Origin of the sequence: Wolbachia endosymbiont (group A) of Trypoxylon clavicerum (assembly GCF_947251665.1) — a bacterium.
GTDB lineage: Bacteria > Pseudomonadota > Alphaproteobacteria > Rickettsiales > Anaplasmataceae > Wolbachia > Wolbachia pipientis.
Window position 1 is genome coordinate 952009 of sequence record NZ_OX366374.1, and the last position, 17883, is coordinate 969891.

At 36.2% G+C, this 17883-nt stretch carries 14 protein-coding genes, 2 rRNA genes and 2 pseudogenes; 9 read left to right on the forward strand and 9 right to left on the reverse strand.

Annotated features, from left to right (window positions below):
- Window positions 1–226: 226 nt before the first annotated feature.
- The 3 genes and pseudogenes from OPR60_RS04930 to OPR60_RS04940 all read left to right on the forward strand — a co-directional run.
- A complete protein-coding gene (locus OPR60_RS04930) occupies window positions 227–979 on the forward strand; it encodes an IS5 family transposase (RefSeq protein WP_265039632.1) in 753 nt (250 codons plus the stop codon).
- Complete coding sequence (locus tag OPR60_RS04935; protein WP_265040141.1) at window positions 967–1119, forward strand: hypothetical protein; 153 nt, start codon at window positions 967–969, stop codon at window positions 1117–1119. The genes OPR60_RS04930 and OPR60_RS04935 overlap by 13 nt, the downstream gene beginning before the upstream one ends.
- 892 nt (window positions 1120–2011) lie before the next feature.
- A pseudogene (locus tag OPR60_RS04940) lies at window positions 2012–2209 on the forward strand (IS4-like element ISWpi18 family transposase); the annotation flags it as partial.
- 19 nt (window positions 2210–2228) lie between these two features.
- Here OPR60_RS04940 and OPR60_RS04945 read toward each other — a convergent pair.
- The 5 genes from OPR60_RS04945 to pstC all read right to left on the reverse strand — a co-directional run bounded on the left by OPR60_RS04945 (window position 2229) and on the right by pstC (window position 7286).
- Complete coding sequence (locus OPR60_RS04945) at window positions 2229–2981, reverse strand: IS5 family transposase (protein ID WP_265039632.1); 753 nt, start codon at window positions 2979–2981, stop codon at window positions 2229–2231.
- 100 nt (window positions 2982–3081) lie between these two features.
- Window positions 3082–3834, reverse strand: coding sequence for an IS5 family transposase (locus tag OPR60_RS04950; protein ID WP_265040046.1), 753 nt, complete (start codon window positions 3832–3834; stop codon window positions 3082–3084).
- Between the two features lie 477 nt (window positions 3835–4311).
- Window positions 4312–4656 (reverse strand): F0F1 ATP synthase subunit epsilon, encoded by a 345-nt coding sequence (locus OPR60_RS04955; protein ID WP_065095371.1) that lies wholly within the window; start codon window positions 4654–4656, stop codon window positions 4312–4314.
- A gap of 12 nt (window positions 4657–4668) precedes the next feature.
- Window positions 4669–6096, reverse strand: a complete 1428-nt coding sequence (gene atpD / locus OPR60_RS04960) for a F0F1 ATP synthase subunit beta (protein ID WP_265040340.1) — start codon at window positions 6094–6096, stop codon at window positions 4669–4671.
- Between the two features lie 101 nt (window positions 6097–6197).
- Window positions 6198–7286, reverse strand: coding sequence for a phosphate ABC transporter permease subunit PstC (gene pstC / locus OPR60_RS04965; RefSeq protein ID WP_265040341.1), 1089 nt, complete (start codon window positions 7284–7286; stop codon window positions 6198–6200).
- A gap of 107 nt (window positions 7287–7393) precedes the next feature.
- On the opposite strand from pstC, the gene rpmH reads away from it, so the two are divergent.
- The 3 genes and pseudogenes from rpmH to OPR60_RS04980 all read left to right on the forward strand — a co-directional run bounded on the left by rpmH (window position 7394) and on the right by OPR60_RS04980 (window position 8221).
- Entirely contained in the window at window positions 7394–7528 is a 135-nt protein-coding gene (rpmH, locus tag OPR60_RS04970) for a 50S ribosomal protein L34 (protein WP_006279898.1), read from the forward strand.
- A 67-nt stretch (window positions 7529–7595) separates the two neighbouring features.
- Window positions 7596–7871 (forward strand): annotated as a pseudogene (rnpA, locus tag OPR60_RS04975) (ribonuclease P protein component); the annotation flags it as partial.
- An 86-nt stretch (window positions 7872–7957) separates the two neighbouring features.
- A complete protein-coding gene (locus OPR60_RS04980; protein ID WP_265040142.1) occupies window positions 7958–8221 on the forward strand; it encodes a hypothetical protein in 264 nt (87 codons plus the stop codon).
- A gap of 85 nt (window positions 8222–8306) precedes the next feature.
- On the opposite strand, the gene rrf is transcribed toward OPR60_RS04980, so the two are convergent.
- Both rrf and OPR60_RS04990 read right to left on the reverse strand, forming a co-directional pair.
- A 5S ribosomal RNA gene (gene rrf, locus OPR60_RS04985) occupies window positions 8307–8413 on the reverse strand.
- Between the two features lie 66 nt (window positions 8414–8479).
- A 23S ribosomal RNA gene (locus tag OPR60_RS04990) occupies window positions 8480–11245 on the reverse strand.
- 335 nt (window positions 11246–11580) lie between these two features.
- Here OPR60_RS04990 and OPR60_RS04995 point away from each other — a divergent pair.
- Both OPR60_RS04995 and OPR60_RS05000 read left to right on the forward strand, forming a co-directional pair.
- The gene (locus OPR60_RS04995; protein WP_265040143.1) at window positions 11581–12657 is read left to right on the forward strand and encodes a methyltransferase domain-containing protein; all 1077 of its coding nucleotides are present in this window, start codon (window positions 11581–11583) and stop codon (window positions 12655–12657) included.
- Between the two features lie 58 nt (window positions 12658–12715).
- On the forward strand, window positions 12716–14500 hold the full coding sequence (locus tag OPR60_RS05000; RefSeq protein WP_265040144.1) for a ribonucleoside-diphosphate reductase subunit alpha: 1785 nt from the start codon (window positions 12716–12718) through the stop codon (window positions 14498–14500).
- 365 nt (window positions 14501–14865) lie between these two features.
- Here the strand turns inward: OPR60_RS05000 and OPR60_RS05005 are convergent, their stop codons facing one another.
- Both OPR60_RS05005 and OPR60_RS05010 read right to left on the reverse strand, forming a co-directional pair.
- Entirely contained in the window at window positions 14866–15618 is a 753-nt protein-coding gene (locus OPR60_RS05005; RefSeq protein ID WP_265039632.1) for an IS5 family transposase, read from the reverse strand.
- A 57-nt stretch (window positions 15619–15675) separates the two neighbouring features.
- On the reverse strand, window positions 15676–15942 hold the full coding sequence (locus OPR60_RS05010) for a transposase (RefSeq protein WP_264702399.1): 267 nt from the start codon (window positions 15940–15942) through the stop codon (window positions 15676–15678).
- Between the two features lie 297 nt (window positions 15943–16239).
- Between OPR60_RS05010 and guaA the strand changes: the two genes are divergently transcribed.
- Entirely contained in the window at window positions 16240–17802 is a 1563-nt protein-coding gene (guaA, locus tag OPR60_RS05015) for a glutamine-hydrolyzing GMP synthase (protein ID WP_065095135.1), read from the forward strand.
- Window positions 17803–17883 lie beyond the last annotated feature (81 nt).

Below are 17883 nucleotides of genomic sequence, written 5' to 3' on the forward strand. Positions count from 1 at the left end.
ACGTTCTTGATGGGATTGCGTGAAATGCTGGATCCCAGTGTCTGGGCACTGGGATGACAAAGGAGGACAGTGTCAGCTACTCGGATGACAAAAAAAGGAGCACTGGAATGACAGCAGTCCTACGTCATACCGCCGCGGTATCTCTAGGCTCTGTGGACAAAAAATATGAAAAGAGAGAAAAAGATGGTAGTTTAGCCTAATAGGTAAAAAATGGAGAAACTACCATATGCAATATTACATCAAAGAGGAAAATTGGAAACAAATTTTAGAGTTCATAAAAAGCGTAAAAGGAATGCACAGCAAAGATGAAAAACGTTTAAGAATATTCATAGAGGCAGTGTGGTACATAGTGCGAAGTGGTTGCCAATGGAGACTTTTACCAAAAACTTATGGTAATTACAGGAGTATACATAAGCGATTTAAAAGATGGTGTGAAAGAGATGTCTGGAAAAAATTGCTTGAATATACTAAACAAGAGCCTGATTTAGAAGTTGCTATAATCGACGGTACGATCATCCGAGCCCATCCATGTTCATCTGGATATACAAAAAACTCCAAGGATCAAGAAGCTTTAGGGAGGAGCAAAGGTGGCTTTACAACTAAAATACATGCGCTTGTCGATGCACTTGGAAATCCACTTAAATTTACTCTGACTCCTGGTCAAAGAAATGAAATTACGCAGGCTCAAGTGTTGACCGAAAGTATCTATAACTCTACTGTAGTAGCTGACAAGGGCTACGATAGCAATGCCTTTGTTACAAGTCTTGAAGACAAGGGATGTACAGTAGTTATTCCGCCAAAACGGAATCGAAAAGTGCAAAGGTATTACGATGAGCATATCTACAAAGAACGTCATTTGATTGAGTGTTTTTTTGGTAAAATTAAAAATTTTAGGCGCATTTTTTCCAGATTTGATAAAACTGCTGAGGTTTTTATTGGTTTTCTCAATTTTGTTGGAGCTCTTGTATGGCTTCTCTAAAATTTTGTCCACAGAGCCTAGAAATAGCCAGTTTAACAAGATATGTCACTGAAATAAGTGCAACAACCGCAGAAACAGCAAAGATTGCTAAAGGAACTGCTGCAATGGCACCAGAACCAGAAACTGCTGCAATAACATAAGGAAGATATTGACCAGATGTGAAACTAAATACAGACAATAATGAGACAGTAATTAAAGGTTTCCATATAGTCCCCTTAGTTTTAGTAAGCTCCTGACTATCTTTTAGCAATGAAGAATTATTGGATGTCGTCATTTCTTTGCCTCATTTGTTAACGATAATTTAATAATAACCCAATTAATAATTTCTGTCAATAATGAATTATGAAAAATAAAGTCAAAATTTGAATAGATAAGCTATAAGTAATATACGACCAGCAATAGCCATACAATAGACTTCTTGTATAACCCACACTAAGTAGAAAAAAGGTGTCATCCAAGTAGCTGACACTGCTCTCCTTTGTCATTCCAGTGTTTGACACTGGAATGACACCGAAGGGGCTACTGCCGTCTTGGATGGAAACCAGTGTCAGAACTAGTTAACCATGGGGCTTCTTTTGCCTTTTTTTTCATTTGGTAAATTTCTTAAATATTTATGGCTAACATGAAGCTAAGTACGAACTTTGTTAAACATAACAAATGGTGCCATTCCAGTGCTCCTTTTTTTGTCATCCCAGTGCTTGACACTGGGATCCAGTTTTCCATATAATCTCATCGAAAATGTTGTAACCACTTTCTGTGCTAGTTTGCTTGCTTACAAGCAAACTTTCCTGGATCCCAGTGTCTGGGCACTGGGATGACATCATAGGGACACTGGGATTACACCCTGACAATCGTCATTCAGCTACTTGTTAGCGGCTAAGAGATACCGCGAATGAATCGCGGTATGACGGTTCGTGGCGGCATGACGATAACCTCGTCTCACTGCCATTAAGTTAAGGAAAAAAGATAGATTTTATGGGATAATGATGTATACCAATAAGTTTAAAGGTAGTATGAGTAAAAAAGGCAGTAATAAAATTTATTCAAAATGAATTGGCAAGTCTAGAATTTATAGAATCCCATAAATCATCTTCAAAAGATTTTATGAGAAAGAGGAAGTTATCTTTTATTGACATATTTATCTTAATTTTAAGAAAAAGTGTAAAGTCGCTGCAAGTAATACTAAACGAATTTATTTTATATAGGAAAAAAGACTATACCGTTACTGCTAGGCTCTGTGGACAAAATTTTAGAGAAGCCATACAAGAGCTCCAACAAAATTGAGAAAACCAATAAAAACCTCAGCAGTTTTATCAAATCTGGAAAAAATGCGCCTAAAATTTTTAATTTTACCAAAAAAACACTCAATCAAATGACGTTCTTTGTAGATATGCTCATCGTAATACCTTTGCACTTTTCGATTCCGTTTTGGCGGAATAACTACTGTACATCCCTTGTCTTCAAGACTTGTAACAAAGGCATTGCTATCGTAGCCCTTGTCAGCTACTACAGTAGAGTTATAGATACTTTCGGTCAACACTTGTGCCTGCGTAATTTCATTTCTTTGACCAGGAGTCAGAGTAAATTTAAGTGGATTTCCAAGTGCATCGACAAGCGCATGTATTTTAGTTGTAAAGCCACCTTTGCTCCTCCCTAAAGCTTCTTGATCCTTGGAGTTTTTTGTATATCCAGATGAACATGGATGGGCTCGGATGATCGTACCGTCGATTATAGCAACTTCTAAATCAGGCTCTTGTTTAGTATATTCAAGCAATTTTTTCCAGACATCTCTTTCACACCATCTTTTAAATCGCTTATGTATACTCCTGTAATTACCATAAGTTTTTGGTAAAAGTCTCCATTGGCAACCACTTCGCACTATGTACCACACTGCCTCTATGAATATTCTTAAACGTTTTTCATCTTTGCTGTGCATTCCTTTTACGCTTTTTATGAACTCTAAAATTTGTTTCCAATTTTCCTCTTTGATGTAATATTGCATATGGTAGTTTCTCCATTTTTTACCTATTAGGCTAAACTACCATCTTTTTCTCTCTTTTCATATTTTTTGTCCACAGAGCCTAGGCTCTGTGGACAAAATTTTAGAGAAGCCATACAAGAGCTCCAACAAAATTGAGAAAACCAATAAAAACCTCAGCAGTTTTATCAAATCTGGAAAAAATGCGCCTAAAATTTTTAATTTTACCAAAAAAACACTCAATCAAATGACGTTCTTTGTAGATATGCTCATCGTAATACCTTTGCACTTTTCGATTCCGTTTTGGCGGAATAACTACTGTACATCCCTTGTCTTCAAGACTTGTAACAAAGGCATTGCTATCGTAGCCCTTGTCAGCTACTACAGTAGAGTTATAGATACTTTCGGTCAACACTTGTGCCTGCGTAATTTCATTTCTTTGACCAGGAGTCAGAGTAAATTTAAGTGGATTTCCAAGTGCATCGACAAGCGCATGTATTTTAGTTGTAAAGCCACCTTTGCTCCTCCCTAAAGCTTCTTGATCCTTGGAGTTTTTTGTATATCCAGATGAACGTGGATGGGCTCGGATGATCGTACCGTCGATTATAGCAACTTCTAAATCAGGCTCTTGTTTAGTATATTCAAGCAATTTTTTCCAGACATCTCTTTCACACCATCTTTTAAATCGCTTATGTATACTCCTGTAATTACCATAAGTTTTTGGTAAAAGTCTCCATTGGCAACCACTTCGCACTATGTACCACACTGCCTCTATGAATATTCTTAAACGTTTTTCATCTTTGCTGTGCATTCCTTTTACGCTTTTTATGAACTCTAAAATTTGTTTCCAATTTTCCTCTTTGATGTAATATTGCATATGGTAGTTTCTCCATTTTTTACCTATTAGGCTAAACTACCATCTTTTTCTCTCTTTTCATATTTTTTGTCCACAGAGCCTAGATATCATCTATAAAATTAAAAAATCCATGAAAGGGGATGAAAATATGTAAAAAAGTATTATTGATTAATTAAAAACAGATTTTGATTTGATAATACTAATAAAATCGATTTATCTTAAATTTACGTTGATTTTTACCTGTTATTTTTTGTAGTTTATCCAACGTAAATTCCAGGTAAAACAAAGTCGTTATCTCCAACTGTTACAACCAACTCTCCTTCTTTAATTTTTATTTGATTAGGTGTATGGTCCCATACCATCACACTCTGGGATCATACACCTAAAGTACTCCGACACTGGGATGACACCCCGGGGTTTCTGGGATGACAAAAAAGGGCCCCCTGAGCAAAAATCTTATAGCCACTTGAATGATAATTGACTTTTTGCCTAAAATAACTAAGAAAGAAACTTCTCATCAAGATAACTTAAATATATACTAATTCTCTTATTTTTAAACGATTTCTCATCATGAATTGCACGATCAAAAACCTGAATTTGACTTGTTATAATGCTACAATTATTACTTGCAACTTCTAATACGCCACTATCAATTACAACCTTCTTTTCTGTTTGATTACTCATTTTAACAGTAATCATACCAGGCAATAAATAAATTAAGTAAGGAGCATGGTGAGCTAAAATCATAAGCTCCCCTTCGAGCCCAGTTACTGAAAGAGAAACCACTCCACTGAATGAAATTTGATCATCAGGAGAGAAAAATTGCACTTTAAAAGTATTCATAATCTTTAACTTTTACTTAGCTTCAGCTTGTATTAATTCAGCCTTTTTTATTGCTTCATCTATATTCCCCACCATATAAAAAGCGGCCTCTGGTAAGTGATCATATTTGCCTTCAACAATCCCTTTAAAACTGGAAACAGTATCAGAAAGTGAAACAAATTTACCAGGCATGCCAGTAAATATTTCTGCAACGTGAAAAGGTTGAGAAAGAAATTTCTGAATCTTACGAGCCCTATCAACAATAATTTTATCTTCATCAGATAGCTCATCCATACCAAGTATTGCAATAATATCTTGCAGTGATTTATAAGTTTGCAATATACGTTTCACCTCAGAAGCTACCTTATAATGTTCTTCACCAATGATTTCAGCAGATAAAGACTGAGAAGTTGAATCAAGTGGATCAACAGCAGGGTATATTCCCATTTCAGCTATTTGCCTTGACAACACTGTGGTGGCATCAAGGTGAGAGAACGTAGTTGCTGAGGCTGGATCAGTTAAATCGTCCGCAGGAACATATATAGCTTGCACAGAAGTAATAGAGCCAGAAGTTGTTGAAGCTATTCTTTCTTGCATTGCACCCATATCAGTTGCAAGGGTTGGCTGATAACCAACAGCTGACGGTATTCTTCCAAGTAAAGCAGAAATTTCAGAACCAGCTTGTGTAAATCTAAAGATATTATCCACAAAAAATAGAACATCTTGGTTTTCACGGTCACGAAAATACTCTGCCATAGTAAGTGCTGTTAAAGCAACTCTAGCCCTTGCTCCAGGAGGCTCATTCATCTGACCATAAACCAAAACAGCTTGAGATTTTTCATGCTCATTTATATTTATTACATTTGAAGTGATCATCTCGTGATAAAGATCGTTACCTTCACGCGTTCTCTCCCCTACCCCGGCAAACACAGAAAATCCTTTATGAGCTTTTGCTATATTATTAATTAATTCCATTATTAGGACTGTTTTACCAACACCGGCTCCACCAAATAAGCCAATTTTTCCTCCTTTAAGATAAGGTGCAAGAAGATCTATAACTTTTATTCCCGTAACTAAAACTTCTTCCTGTATTCTCTGTTCAGTAAAACTTGGAGGTGCTCTGTGTATAGGCTCTAAGTTATATTTTCCCTTCAGTGGACCACACTCATCTATAAGCTCTCCAACAACATTAAAAATCCTTCCTAAAGTTGAACGCCCAATTGGCACCGATATTGGTGCACCTGTATCAACAAATTCATCCCCCCTTGACATACCATCTGTGCTATCCATAGCAATACAACGAACTATATTGTCACCTATATGCTGCGAAACTTCTAAAACCAGCTCCTTATCCTTATATTTTAGTTTGCTTTTTAAAGCATTAAATATTTTAGGCAATTCACCTTCAAATTTTATATCAACAACTGCTTGAGTTACCTTAATCGCTCTACCTATATTCATCTCTTTATTTTTATCACCTAACACTATAATTCCATAAAAGAACTTCTAAAGAAAATAAATTTTATATTATTAATAGAAATTTTGCAACATTAAAACGCTTACTAGTTACGCTTCATTACAAACAATGCAAATGCATTTAATAGCCAAGTAATAATAAACAATACTAAACTAAGCGCATAAGCAGCAAGAGTTTGTACACTATTGAAATCCTGATCTCCGGTAAGTAATGTAGCGATCTGCACGGTAATGGTAGTAACTGAATTAAGAGGGTTAAAAGTCAAATTTGCGTTGATTCCCACAGCCATTAGCACAATCATTGTTTCACCTATCACTCTTGAAATTGACAATAAAATTGCACTTAAAATTGTAGGCATTGCATAAGGTATTGTTATATGCCATATAGTTTCCGCTGGAGTTGCACCAAGTGCCATGAAGCCATAACGCAAGCTTTTTGGAACAGATCTTATGGCATCTTCGAGTAAAGAAATAATAAAAGGAAGAATCATTATCCCAATCGATAAACCGGCAACTAAGGCACTTTCTGAGTGTATACTTAAACCAAAAAAATTTGCTACCTGCTTTATAAAGAAAGACAAAAACACAACCGCGAAATATCCATATACAACCGTAGGAATAGCAGACAAAATTTGCAAAGTTGTATTAACAATATAATGCACTTTCTCACTCGCATATTCACTAATATATATTGCAGAAAATAAACCAAGCGGAACGACAACTAACATTGCTATAATAGTTATAAGTAATGTACCCACCAAAAGCGGCGCTATACCAAAACATCCTATCTTCTCTTCATTGATAGTGACTACATTGTGGCACCATTTCAAGCAAAACAAGAATTCTGAAATAGCTACTTTATTAAAAAAACTAATGGATTGAATAAAAATAGACAGCATTATAAATAAAGTGATAAAAAATGATATGGCCAAAGCCACAAATAACGAAAGTTTTATTATTTTATTTCTTTTATTTTTAAAGATAAAAGCAAGCATGAAAAAAAGTAACGCTATAGAAATAAAAGTTACAAAACAATTATTATAGAATACTAACAACCAAGTTAGCATCCATACACAACTAAGATATAGATAAGATTTAACCTTATTTACTTCTTGAAACCTACTAAAACAAAATAAAAGGATTAGTAAGACAGGTATGACTATCACCGAATTCATTCTTCCATGCATCAAATTTTATTCTACGAAAATGTCATACAAGTTCACCATTATTTGACAATAAAGTAAAACAATTTAAAATAAATAATTATATTAATATAAAAACAATGAAGAGAACATTTCAACCAAAAAATTTGATAAGAAAGCGCAGACACGGATTTCGTTCACGTATGGCAACAAGAGCTGGAAGAAAAATCCTTAATAGGCGCCGTTCATTAGGGTGTAACAAATTATGCGCATAGTAAGTATAAAAAAAAAGATTTTTCTTCTGCTTTCAAAAATAAGTTAGCACTCAACAGTCTTTTTTATCGTGGGCTTTATATATCACTGTACGCTATAAAAGAAAGAGAACCTGAAAAGTACATTCATACTATTAGAGTAGGTCTGGCTATCAGTAAAAAAACCGGAAAAGCAGCAAAAAGAAATAAAATAAAAAGGCAACTACGAATGCTTGCTAAAATTAGCATTTTAAATATAAGTAATATAGGGCACTACTACATAATACTAACTCATAGAAACATTATGCAAGCAAGTTATAAAAACTTACAAAAAGATCTAACTATTTGCTTAAAAAAGATAAAATAAAAAAAAATCTCAATTAAGGTATTTACAACTATATTTTTTATGATAATATAGGTAAAATTTTTAAAAATAGTTAATGGGTGTGGTGAATGGTAGAGCATATAAAAGAGGTAAATAACACAGGCTTTGGTCAGATGTATCAATTCTTATTTCTTCCTAAAGGAACAGGAACAGATTGGAGGTCAGCATTTCGCCAACAAGAAGAATTATTTAAAAAAGTGGAAGGTAATGTAATATTACCAGAAATCAGTAATTCTCCTTCAAAAGGGAATCAATTAGGGGAAGTAGGAACAATGCTAAATAATGTAGAAAATGACCAAGAACATATAAGAAAAAAAAGATATCGTGGTTAAAGTAAAAACTTAAAGAATAGTAACAAAACAAGAAAGTTAAAATATAAGTATACCTACTGTCTAATTAACAAAGAAATTTTTATAAACTTGGCGGCGACCTACTCTCCCTTTTCAAGTACCATCAGCGCTAAAAAGTTTCACTTCCGAGTTCGAGATGAGATCGGGTGGTTCATTTTTGCTATAGCCACCAAGTCAATAAAAATTTCTAACTTAACAATTTTAACTTAATATTTAACACTGCATACACACATATAGAAAGCAAATAAATCAATCAGGCTATTAGTACTAGTTAGCTTCACATGTTACCATGCTTCCACACCTAGCCTATCAACGTGGTAGTCTTCCACGGCCTTAATTGGGAAATCTTTTTGAAGAGGGTTTCTTGCTTATATGCTTTCAGCAATTATCCCATCTATACATAGCCACCCAGCGATGCTATTGGCATAACAGCTGGTACACCAGAGGTATATCCATCTCGGTCCTCTCGTACTAGAGTCAGACCTTCTCAAATTTCCTTCACCCACGGCAGATAGAAACCGAACTGTCTCACGACGTTCTAAACCCAACTCACGTATCACTTTAATCGGCGAACAGCCGAACCCTTGGGACCTTCTTCAGCCCCAGGATGTGATGAGTCGACATCGAGGTGCCAAACGGTGTCGTCGCTATGAACGCTCGAACACCATCAGCCTGTTATCCCCGGCGTACCTTTTATCCGTTGAGCGATGACCCTTCCATACAGAATCACCGGATCACTATGACCGACTTTCGTCTCTGCTTGGCTTGTCAGCCTCGCAGTCAGGCAAGCTTATGCCATTATACTATCAAGCTGATTTCCGACCAGCTCTAGCTTACCTTCGCACGCCTCCGTTACTTTTTAGGAGGCGACCGCCCCAGTCAAACTACCCACCATACAATGTCCTAGTTCCAGATAATAAAACATAGTTAGATATCAAAAGTGTAAAGGGTGGTATCTCAAGGTTGACTCCATTATAGCTAGCGCCATAACTTCAAAGTCTCCCACCTATCCTGCACATCACACTTTTAATAGCAATGTAAAGCTATAGTAAAGGTGCACGGGGTCTCTTCGTCTAACCGCGGGTACCCCGCATCTGCACGGGGAATTCAATTTCGCTGAAGTGATGTTGGAGACAGTGGAGAAATCGTTACGCCATTCGTGCGGGTCGGAACTTACCCGACAAGGAATTTCGCTACCTTAGGACCGTCAGTGTTACGGCCGCCGTTTACTGGGGCTTCAATTCGGAGCTTGCACCCTTCCTATTAACCTTCCAGCACCGGGCAGGCGTCAGACCCTATACTTCCACTTACGTGTTTGCAGAGTCCTGTGTTTTTAGTAAACAGTCGCTACTCCCTATTTTGTGCCACCTACTCATAGTTGCCTAAAAGCAGGTTACCCTTCTTCCGAAGTTACAGGTATAATTTGCCGAGTTCCTTCAACATCATTCTTTCAACACCTTAGTATACTCTACTCATCCACCAGTGTCGGTTTGCGGTACGGCCTCATAAATATAAGTGCTATTTCCTGGAGCTTCTTTTAAGCATAGATCAATCCAATAAGATCTATACAAATACGAAACCCGTCACACTTAAGAGGTTTAGGAATATTAACCTAATTGCCATCGACTACTCCTTTACAGACTCGCCTTAGGAACCGACTAACCCTACGCAGATTAACTTAACGTAGGAACCCTTAGATTTTCGGTGAGAGTGTTTTTCACACTCTTTTACGCTACTTATGTCAGCATTCTCACTTCCGATATCTCCAGCAGTTTTCACAAACTACCTTCACAGACTTACGGAACGCTCCGCTACCGCGCCTATTGATCGAAATCAATAAGCACTCACATCTTCGGTATACAGCTTTAGCCCCGGTACATTTTCGGCGCAGAAAAACTTATTTAGACAAGTGAGCTGTTACGCTTTCTTTAAAGGATGGCTGCTTCCAAGCCAACCTCCTAGCTGTAATGGTTTTTCTACTTCCTTCCCCACTTAGCTGTAATTTTGGGACCTTAGATAGTGATCTGGGTTGTTTCCCTCTTCACCACGGACTTAGCACCCGTAGTGTGCCTGCTGTATAATTAATTGTTGGTATTCGGAGTTTAGTTAGATTTGGTAAGACGGTGAATCCCCCTAGTCTATCCAGTGCTCTACCCCCAACAACATACATACAACGCTCTACCTAAATAGATTTCGCGGAGAACCAGCTATTTCCAAGTTTGATTGGCCTTTCACCCCTAATCACAACTCATCCAATAATGTTGCAACATTAACTGGTTCGATCCTCCAGTGTGTTTTACCACACCTTCAATCTGGTCATGACTAGATCACTTGGTTTCGGGTCTAATCCATAAAACTAAAACGCCCTATTCAGACTTGCTTTCGCTACGCCTACACCTAACGGCTTAAGCTTGCTTCATAGATTAACTCGCTGACCCATTATGCAAAAGGTACGCTGTCACTCTAAATATCAATAAATTGATATAGAGCTCCAACTGTTTGTAAGCACTTGATTTCAGATTCTATTTCACTCCCCTCCCGGGGTTCTTTTCACCTTTCCCTCACGGTACTTGTTCACTATCGGTCGTTAAGGAGTATTTAGGCTTGGAGGATGGTCCCCCCATATTCAAACAGGATTTCACGTGCCCCGCTCTACTCAAGGATTTAAAAACTTTCTACTTATACAGGACTATCACCTTCTATGGTTACTATTTCCAGAGTATTCTAATTCTTATTCTTAAATCACTAGCCTTTTCCGCTTTCGCTCGTCACTACTAACAGAATCTCGGTTGATTTCTTTTCCTTTGGCTACTTAGATATTTCAGTTCACCAAGTTTGCTTTACATACTTAGTACGTAATAACTAGCTAAATTAGTTGGGTTTCCCCATTCGGAAATCTGCGGATCAAAATTTGTTGACAATTCCCCACAGCTTATCGCAGCCTGCCACGTCCTTCATCGCCTCTTAACGCCAAGGCATCCATCAAGTGCTCTTAATAATTTATTTATCCGACTATATGCAGAATATGCAGAGTTAAATATTATTAAAATTGAATTGAGATTAAATTAATCTCTACCATAAAACTTGTCAAACATCTAAAAACTAAATTAATCTTTTATATATTATAACCTAATAAATAATATGTCAACGCCTTTTTGCACAAAACATTTACTTATATTATCAACAACAATATACTAGCAATCCTAAACAGTATAATCTGAGAAATATGTGGTAAACTTATATATACAGTAAAAATTAATAAAAAAGATATTTTGTAAGATAAAATGTGTTAAAATCAATTGCCTAAAAATGATAATAAACATTCGGAGTATTTCTAACGTATGAAAAGTAATCTCTCTTTTATAAAAAACGTTGCTTTAAATTGTATGTCTAAGCTCATTGGCGTATTAAATATTAAGAAAGTAAAACACTTCATTGTGAATAAATATAATACTCTTCATAAAGAAATGACAGTGCTTCTTAAAAAATCTAAGAACCTGTTAAACACCAACATTGAAATCGGTTTATATCACTTTTATAAAGGTAGCATATCAGATGCAAAGTTACGATTTTGGTTAATTAGCATATTTTACCCCCATTTACCTATAGTCTGGTATAACATCGGAAGGTGTCATTTTGCGGTAGGGAATACTAACAAAGCTTATAATTATTTAACAAGGACACTAAAATTAGATAATGACCACGAGGAGGCGTCTTACTATATAAAAAAAATGACAAACTCAGCGCCTATTACAGAATTGCCAAAAAACCTCATAAGACAATATTTTGATTACACAGGTGAATATTTTGTTGAGCATTGGTTGATTGCCAAACAATATAGAGGGCATGAACTTGTACACATGATAATTACAAAAATCTTCAACAACTCCACTTCTGAGCTCAATATACTTGACCTTGGTTGTGGAACTGGAATATGTGGTCATTTCTTGAAAATAAATAGTATTGGAAACCATATAACAGGAATTGACATTTCAAGTAGAATGCTAAATATCGCAAGAGGATGCTTTATAAAAGGTAAGCCTGTTTACAATGAATTAATACATATGGAAATGAAAGAGTTTCTTAAACAAGAGAAAAACCAGCAGTATGATGTAATTATCTTTGCTGAAATGCTACATTATCTACATGACTTTCAAGAAGAATTGGAATTAGCAAAAAGATCTACGAGCAAAAAAGGAGTTATTGTATGTTTAATAAGAAGAAAGGAAGGTGAAGGTATTGACTTTGTAAACAAAGGAGACTATTTTCGTCACTCAGAAAGTTATGTTCAACATGTTGCAAAAGAAATAAATATGCAAATAAGTTATATGAGTTACTGTAAAATATATGGCAGTCAGGTTGACGGTATCTTGTTTGCATTACAGCATCAACAAGAAAGTCCGAAAAACCTAACTTAAAAATTACTCAAAGTGGCTTTTAAGTATCTATATATAATAAAAGGATAAAAGGAATTTTATGAATAACATTACTATTGATTACGCAAAGGACAGCAAATTAACCGACTTTGGAAAAGCAGTTCTATCAGACAGGTATTTAATAGAAAATGAAAGTTATCAAGACCTCTTTGCACGTATTGCTAATTACTATTCTGATAATAAAGAACATGCGCAGCGTCTTTATGACTACATGAGCAACTTGTGGTTCATGCCTTCAACACCAATACTCAGCAATGGTGGCACTAAGAGAGGGTTACCTATCTCTTGCTTTCTTAATGAAACCGAAGACAGCTTGCAGGGAATAGTTGATCTATGGAATGAAAATGTTTGGCTTGCTGCACGTGGTGGTGGAATAGGTAGTTATTGGGGAAATTTACGCTCAATAGGCGAAAGCGTAAAGGGTAGCGGCAAAACATCAGGAATTGTTCCATTTATTGTAGTGCAAAATGCTCTAACGCTTGCAATTAGTCAGGGATCCTTAAGGCGAGGAAGTTCAGCAGTCTATCTTCCTGTATCTCATCCGGAGATAGAAGAGTTTCTGGATTTACGTAAGCCAACAGGCGGTGACCCAAATCGCAAAGCGTTAAATATACATCATGCTGTAATAGTAACAGATAAATTTATGCAGGCTGTTGAGAATGATCAAGAATGGAATTTAATAAGCCCTCACAACAATAAGGTTATTTCAACTGTAAAAGCGCGGGATATATGGATCAAAATATTAACAGCAAGAGTTGAAACTGGAGAACCTTACATTATTTTCCTTAATGCAACAAATAACAATAAGCCAGAATCTTACAAAAAGCTCAACTTAGACATCAAGATGTCAAATCTATGCAGTGAAATAACTTTAACCACAGGTTATGATCACCTGAATAAATCACGCACTGCTGTGTGTTGTCTATCATCCGTAAACCTTGAGTACTACGAAGAATGGAAAGACAATAAACTCTTCATAGAAGATATAATGCGCTTTCTTGATAATGTATTGGAAGATTTCATAAATAAAGCACCGAATGAAATGCAGCGAGCAAAATATTCTGCAATAAGAGAACGCAGTATTGGTCTTGGTGTGATGGGCTTTCATTCATTTTTACAAAGCAAAATGGTTCCTTTTGAATCAGTAACAGCACAACAATGGAATAAAAAAATATTTAAGTATTTACGCGAGCAAGCAGATATAGTTTCTAAAAAATTAGCAGAAGAAAAGGGAGCATGTCCTGATGCCAAAGAAGTTGATCTAATGGAAAGGTTTACACACAAGCTCGCTATTGCTCCTACTGCTTCGATCTCCATTATTGCAGGTAATACCTCTCCTGGAATAGAACCATATGCAGCAAACGTATTCATACAAAAGACACTTACAGGTTCATTTGTAGTGCGAAATAAATTCTTGCAAAAACTATTAGCAGAAAAAAATCAAGACAATGATAAAATATGGTCTTCAATTTCAACAAACGAGGGTTCCGTTCAGCATTTAGATTTTCTCAGTGAGCATGAAAAATTGACATTTAAAACAGCGTACGAGCTTGACCAAAGATGGATTATAGAACATGCAAGTGATAGAACTTCGTGTATTTGCCAGTCTCAATCAGTAAATCTGTTCTTACCTGCTAACGTACATAAACGTTACTTGCATAAAATACACATGCTTGCCTGGAAAAAAGGATTGAAGAGCTTATATTACTGCAGATCACAATCAATGCAGAGAGCCGATAAGGTCTCGCATGACATACTCAAAAAAAGTGAAATATTGCAGCAAAAAACAGATATTGACTACGATGAATGTTTGTCATGCCAATAGTGACCTTACTCAGAAAAAGTAGAGAGAAAGTTAAGCAAATGGGTAAATAGACTTCTTGCATAACCATATAACGAACTTTTCTTGGAAATAGAAACGAAAAAACTTGCTTGACAAACTCCGCCAGCCCCCTTATCATAAACATTGAAGCTATTTATTTATCTTCTCTGTACAGATTAAATGACAAAAAAACTCACGTATCTGGCGTCTCATGTTTAATTTTTTGCACTATGTGCACCTTATGTCTTTATAAAACTTCTACCTACATAAGCTGAAACGCGCTTATAAAGCGTTTAAAACATAAAAAAACGCCAACTTAAAAAATGGATAGTGAATAACTAGCTACCCTAGGCTCTGTGGACAAAATTTTAGAGAAGCCATACAAGAGCTCCAACAAAATTGAGAAAACCAATAAAAACCTCAGCAGTTTTATCAAATCTGGAAAAAATGCGCCTAAAATTTTTAATTTTACCAAAAAAACACTCAATCAAATGACGTTCTTTGTAGATATGCTCATCGTAATACCTTTGCACTTTTCGATTCCGTTTTGGCGGAATAACTACTGTACATCCCTTGTCTTCAAGACTTGTAACAAAGGCATTGCTATCGTAGCCCTTGTCAGCTACTACAGTAGAGTTATAGATACTTTCGGTCAACACTTGTGCCTGCGTAATTTCATTTCTTTGACCAGGAGTCAGAGTAAATTTAAGTGGATTTCCAAGTGCATCGACAAGCGCATGTATTTTAGTTGTAAAGCCACCTTTGCTCCTCCCTAAAGCTTCTTGATCCTTGGAGTTTTTTGTATATCCAGATGAACATGGATGGGCTCGGATGATCGTACCGTCGATTATAGCAACTTCTAAATCAGGCTCTTGTTTAGTATATTCAAGCAATTTTTTCCAGACATCTCTTTCACACCATCTTTTAAATCGCTTATGTATACTCCTGTAATTACCATAAGTTTTTGGTAAAAGTCTCCATTGGCAACCACTTCGCACTATGTACCACACTGCCTCTATGAATATTCTTAAACGTTTTTCATCTTTGCTGTGCATTCCTTTTACGCTTTTTATGAACTCTAAAATTTGTTTCCAATTTTCCTCTTTGATGTAATATTGCATATGGTAGTTTCTCCATTTTTTACCTATTAGGCTAAACTACCATCTTTTTCTCTCTTTTCATATTTTTTGTCCACAGAGCCTAGTATATTCAAGCAATTTTTTCCAGACATCTCTTTCACACCATCTTTTAAATCGCTTATGTATACTCCTGTAATTACCATAAGTTTTTGGTAAAAGTCTCCATTGGCAACCACTTCGCACTATGTACCACACTGCCTCTATGAATATTCTTAAACGTTTTTCATCTTTGCTGTGCATTCCTTTTACGCTTTTTATGAACTCTAAAATTTGTTTCCAATTTTCCTCTTTGATGTAATATTGCATATGGTAGTTTCTCCATTTTTTACCTATTAGGCTAAACTACCATCTTTTTCTCTCTTTTCATATTTTTTGTCCACAGAGCCTAGATCCAAGTAGTCAGGGCACTGGGATGACAGGAGAAGGCACTAGCCTGACAACCGTCATCCCGCTACGTGTTAGCGCCGCAGCGGTATGGTGTAGGAAAATTAGCTATATAGCTAACTTGTACCACGCGTTAAAGCTTTTAAACAGGTCTTGATTTACTTGCTCCATTATTTTCTTTATTATCAGATATTGCTTAAAATAATATGGAGGAGCAAATTGTCAGCAATTGCCATTATTGATTTTGGTTCACAGTTTACACAGCTTATCGCAAGACAAGTCAGAGAAATGGGCGTTTATTGTGAGATATTTCCAAGCAACATCAGTTTTGAAACAATATCAAAATTCAATGGGTTTATTCTCTCTGGAGGACCACAATCTGTAAATGATGATTGTTCTGAAACAAGTAGAGTAGTACATGAAATTATAAAACTTAATGAGGCAACAAACGTTCCTATACTTGGAATATGCTATGGACAGCAACTCATTTGTCATTATTTTGGAGCAAAAGTAAAAGAGAGTTTTAAACAGGAGTTTGGCAGAACTAAAATCAAGATACTAAAAGAATCCCCCATTATAAAAGATACCTGGGATGTTAATTCTGAAGTGGATGTATTAATGAACCATGCGGACAGTGTTGATACTATACCACAGGGATTTACTGTTATCGCATCAGGTGTGATAAATCAAACAATTGCAATGATTGTCAACGAACAGCGGAAGATTTACTGTACTCAGTTCCATCCTGAAGTTAAGCCTACAACAAATGGCAGTAAATTGCTCTCTAACTTCTTGGATATTGCAAATTGCGAAAGAGACTGGACAATGAAGTCGTTTATTGAAAAGCAGAAGGAAAAAATCAGAAATGTAGTAGGAGAGAAAAAAGTAATCGCTGCAGTAAGTGGTGGAGTTGATTCAAGTGTTGCAGCGGCTCTCACACATAAAGCTATAGGAAAACAATTGAACTGTATTTTTATCGATACTGGGTTGTTACGCAAGAACCAGACCATTGCTATGTTGAAAGAGATTCCGATAAACTACGTTGATAAATCAAATTTATTTTTGAGTAGGTTGAAGGGAATAACTGATCCAGAAGAAAAGCGAAAAATCATCGGTAACGCTTTCATTGAAGTGTTTGAAGAAGAAGCAAAAAAAATAGGTGATGTAGATTTTTTGATGCAAGGTACCATTTACTCTGATGTAGTTGAGTCAGGGCATGCCTCAGACAACACTAGTACAATTAAGTCTCACCATAATGTTGGTGGGTTACCAGAAAAGATGAACCTGAAGCTAGTGGAGCCTTTACGTTACCTCTTTAAAGATGAGGTAAGGCTACTTGGAAAGGAAATTGGGCTTTCAGATGAGATAATATTTCAACATCCATTTCCAGGACCCGGACTTGCAGTGAGGATTATAAGTGAAGTCGATGAAGAAAAGGTGCAAATATTGCAAGAAGTAGATGAAATATATATTAATACGATGAAAAATTACGATCTATACGATAAGATATGGCAAGCTTTTGCTGTATTATTACCAATAAAAACTGTAGGCGTTATGGGAGATGGTCGTACGTATGGATATGTTTGTGCTTTAAGGGCTGTAACATCGTCCGATGGTATGACGGCTGATGCATTTCCATTTGAGGATAAGGATCAGCATTCGCTAGTGTTTTGGGACTTTTTACAGAATGTTGGCAGTATAATTGTTAATAATGTTCCCGGAGTAAATAGAGTTGTTTATGATATCACTTCTAAACCACCTGCAACTATTGAGTGGGAGTAAATTAAAAAGTCTAGTCATCCTGCTACTTGTTAGCGGGATTTATTGCCGAGATACCGCGAATGAATCGCGGTATGACGGTTC

Excerpts from the sequence above, each read along its gene's own strand:
- OPR60_RS04930 (WP_265039632.1), top strand. The coding sequence starts at position 227 with ATGCAATATTACATCAAAGAGGAAAATTGGAAACAAATTTTAGAGTTC.
- OPR60_RS04935 (WP_265040141.1), top strand. The coding sequence starts at position 967 with ATGGCTTCTCTAAAATTTTGTCCACAGAGCCTAGAAATAGCCAGTTTA.
- OPR60_RS04945 (WP_265039632.1), bottom strand. The coding sequence starts at position 2,981 with ATGCAATATTACATCAAAGAGGAAAATTGGAAACAAATTTTAGAGTTC.
- OPR60_RS04950 (WP_265040046.1), bottom strand. The coding sequence starts at position 3,834 with ATGCAATATTACATCAAAGAGGAAAATTGGAAACAAATTTTAGAGTTC.
- OPR60_RS04955 (WP_065095371.1), bottom strand. The coding sequence starts at position 4,656 with ATGAATACTTTTAAAGTGCAATTTTTCTCTCCTGATGATCAAATTTCA.
- atpD (WP_265040340.1), bottom strand. The coding sequence starts at position 6,096 with ATGAATATAGGTAGAGCGATTAAGGTAACTCAAGCAGTTGTTGATATA.
- pstC (WP_265040341.1), bottom strand. The coding sequence starts at position 7,286 with ATGAATTCGGTGATAGTCATACCTGTCTTACTAATCCTTTTATTTTGT.
- rpmH (WP_006279898.1), top strand. The coding sequence starts at position 7,394 with ATGAAGAGAACATTTCAACCAAAAAATTTGATAAGAAAGCGCAGACAC.
- OPR60_RS04980 (WP_265040142.1), top strand. The coding sequence starts at position 7,958 with ATGGTAGAGCATATAAAAGAGGTAAATAACACAGGCTTTGGTCAGATG.
- OPR60_RS04995 (WP_265040143.1), top strand. The coding sequence starts at position 11,581 with ATGAAAAGTAATCTCTCTTTTATAAAAAACGTTGCTTTAAATTGTATG.
- OPR60_RS05000 (WP_265040144.1), top strand. The coding sequence starts at position 12,716 with ATGAATAACATTACTATTGATTACGCAAAGGACAGCAAATTAACCGAC.
- OPR60_RS05005 (WP_265039632.1), bottom strand. The coding sequence starts at position 15,618 with ATGCAATATTACATCAAAGAGGAAAATTGGAAACAAATTTTAGAGTTC.
- OPR60_RS05010 (WP_264702399.1), bottom strand. The coding sequence starts at position 15,942 with ATGCAATATTACATCAAAGAGGAAAATTGGAAACAAATTTTAGAGTTC.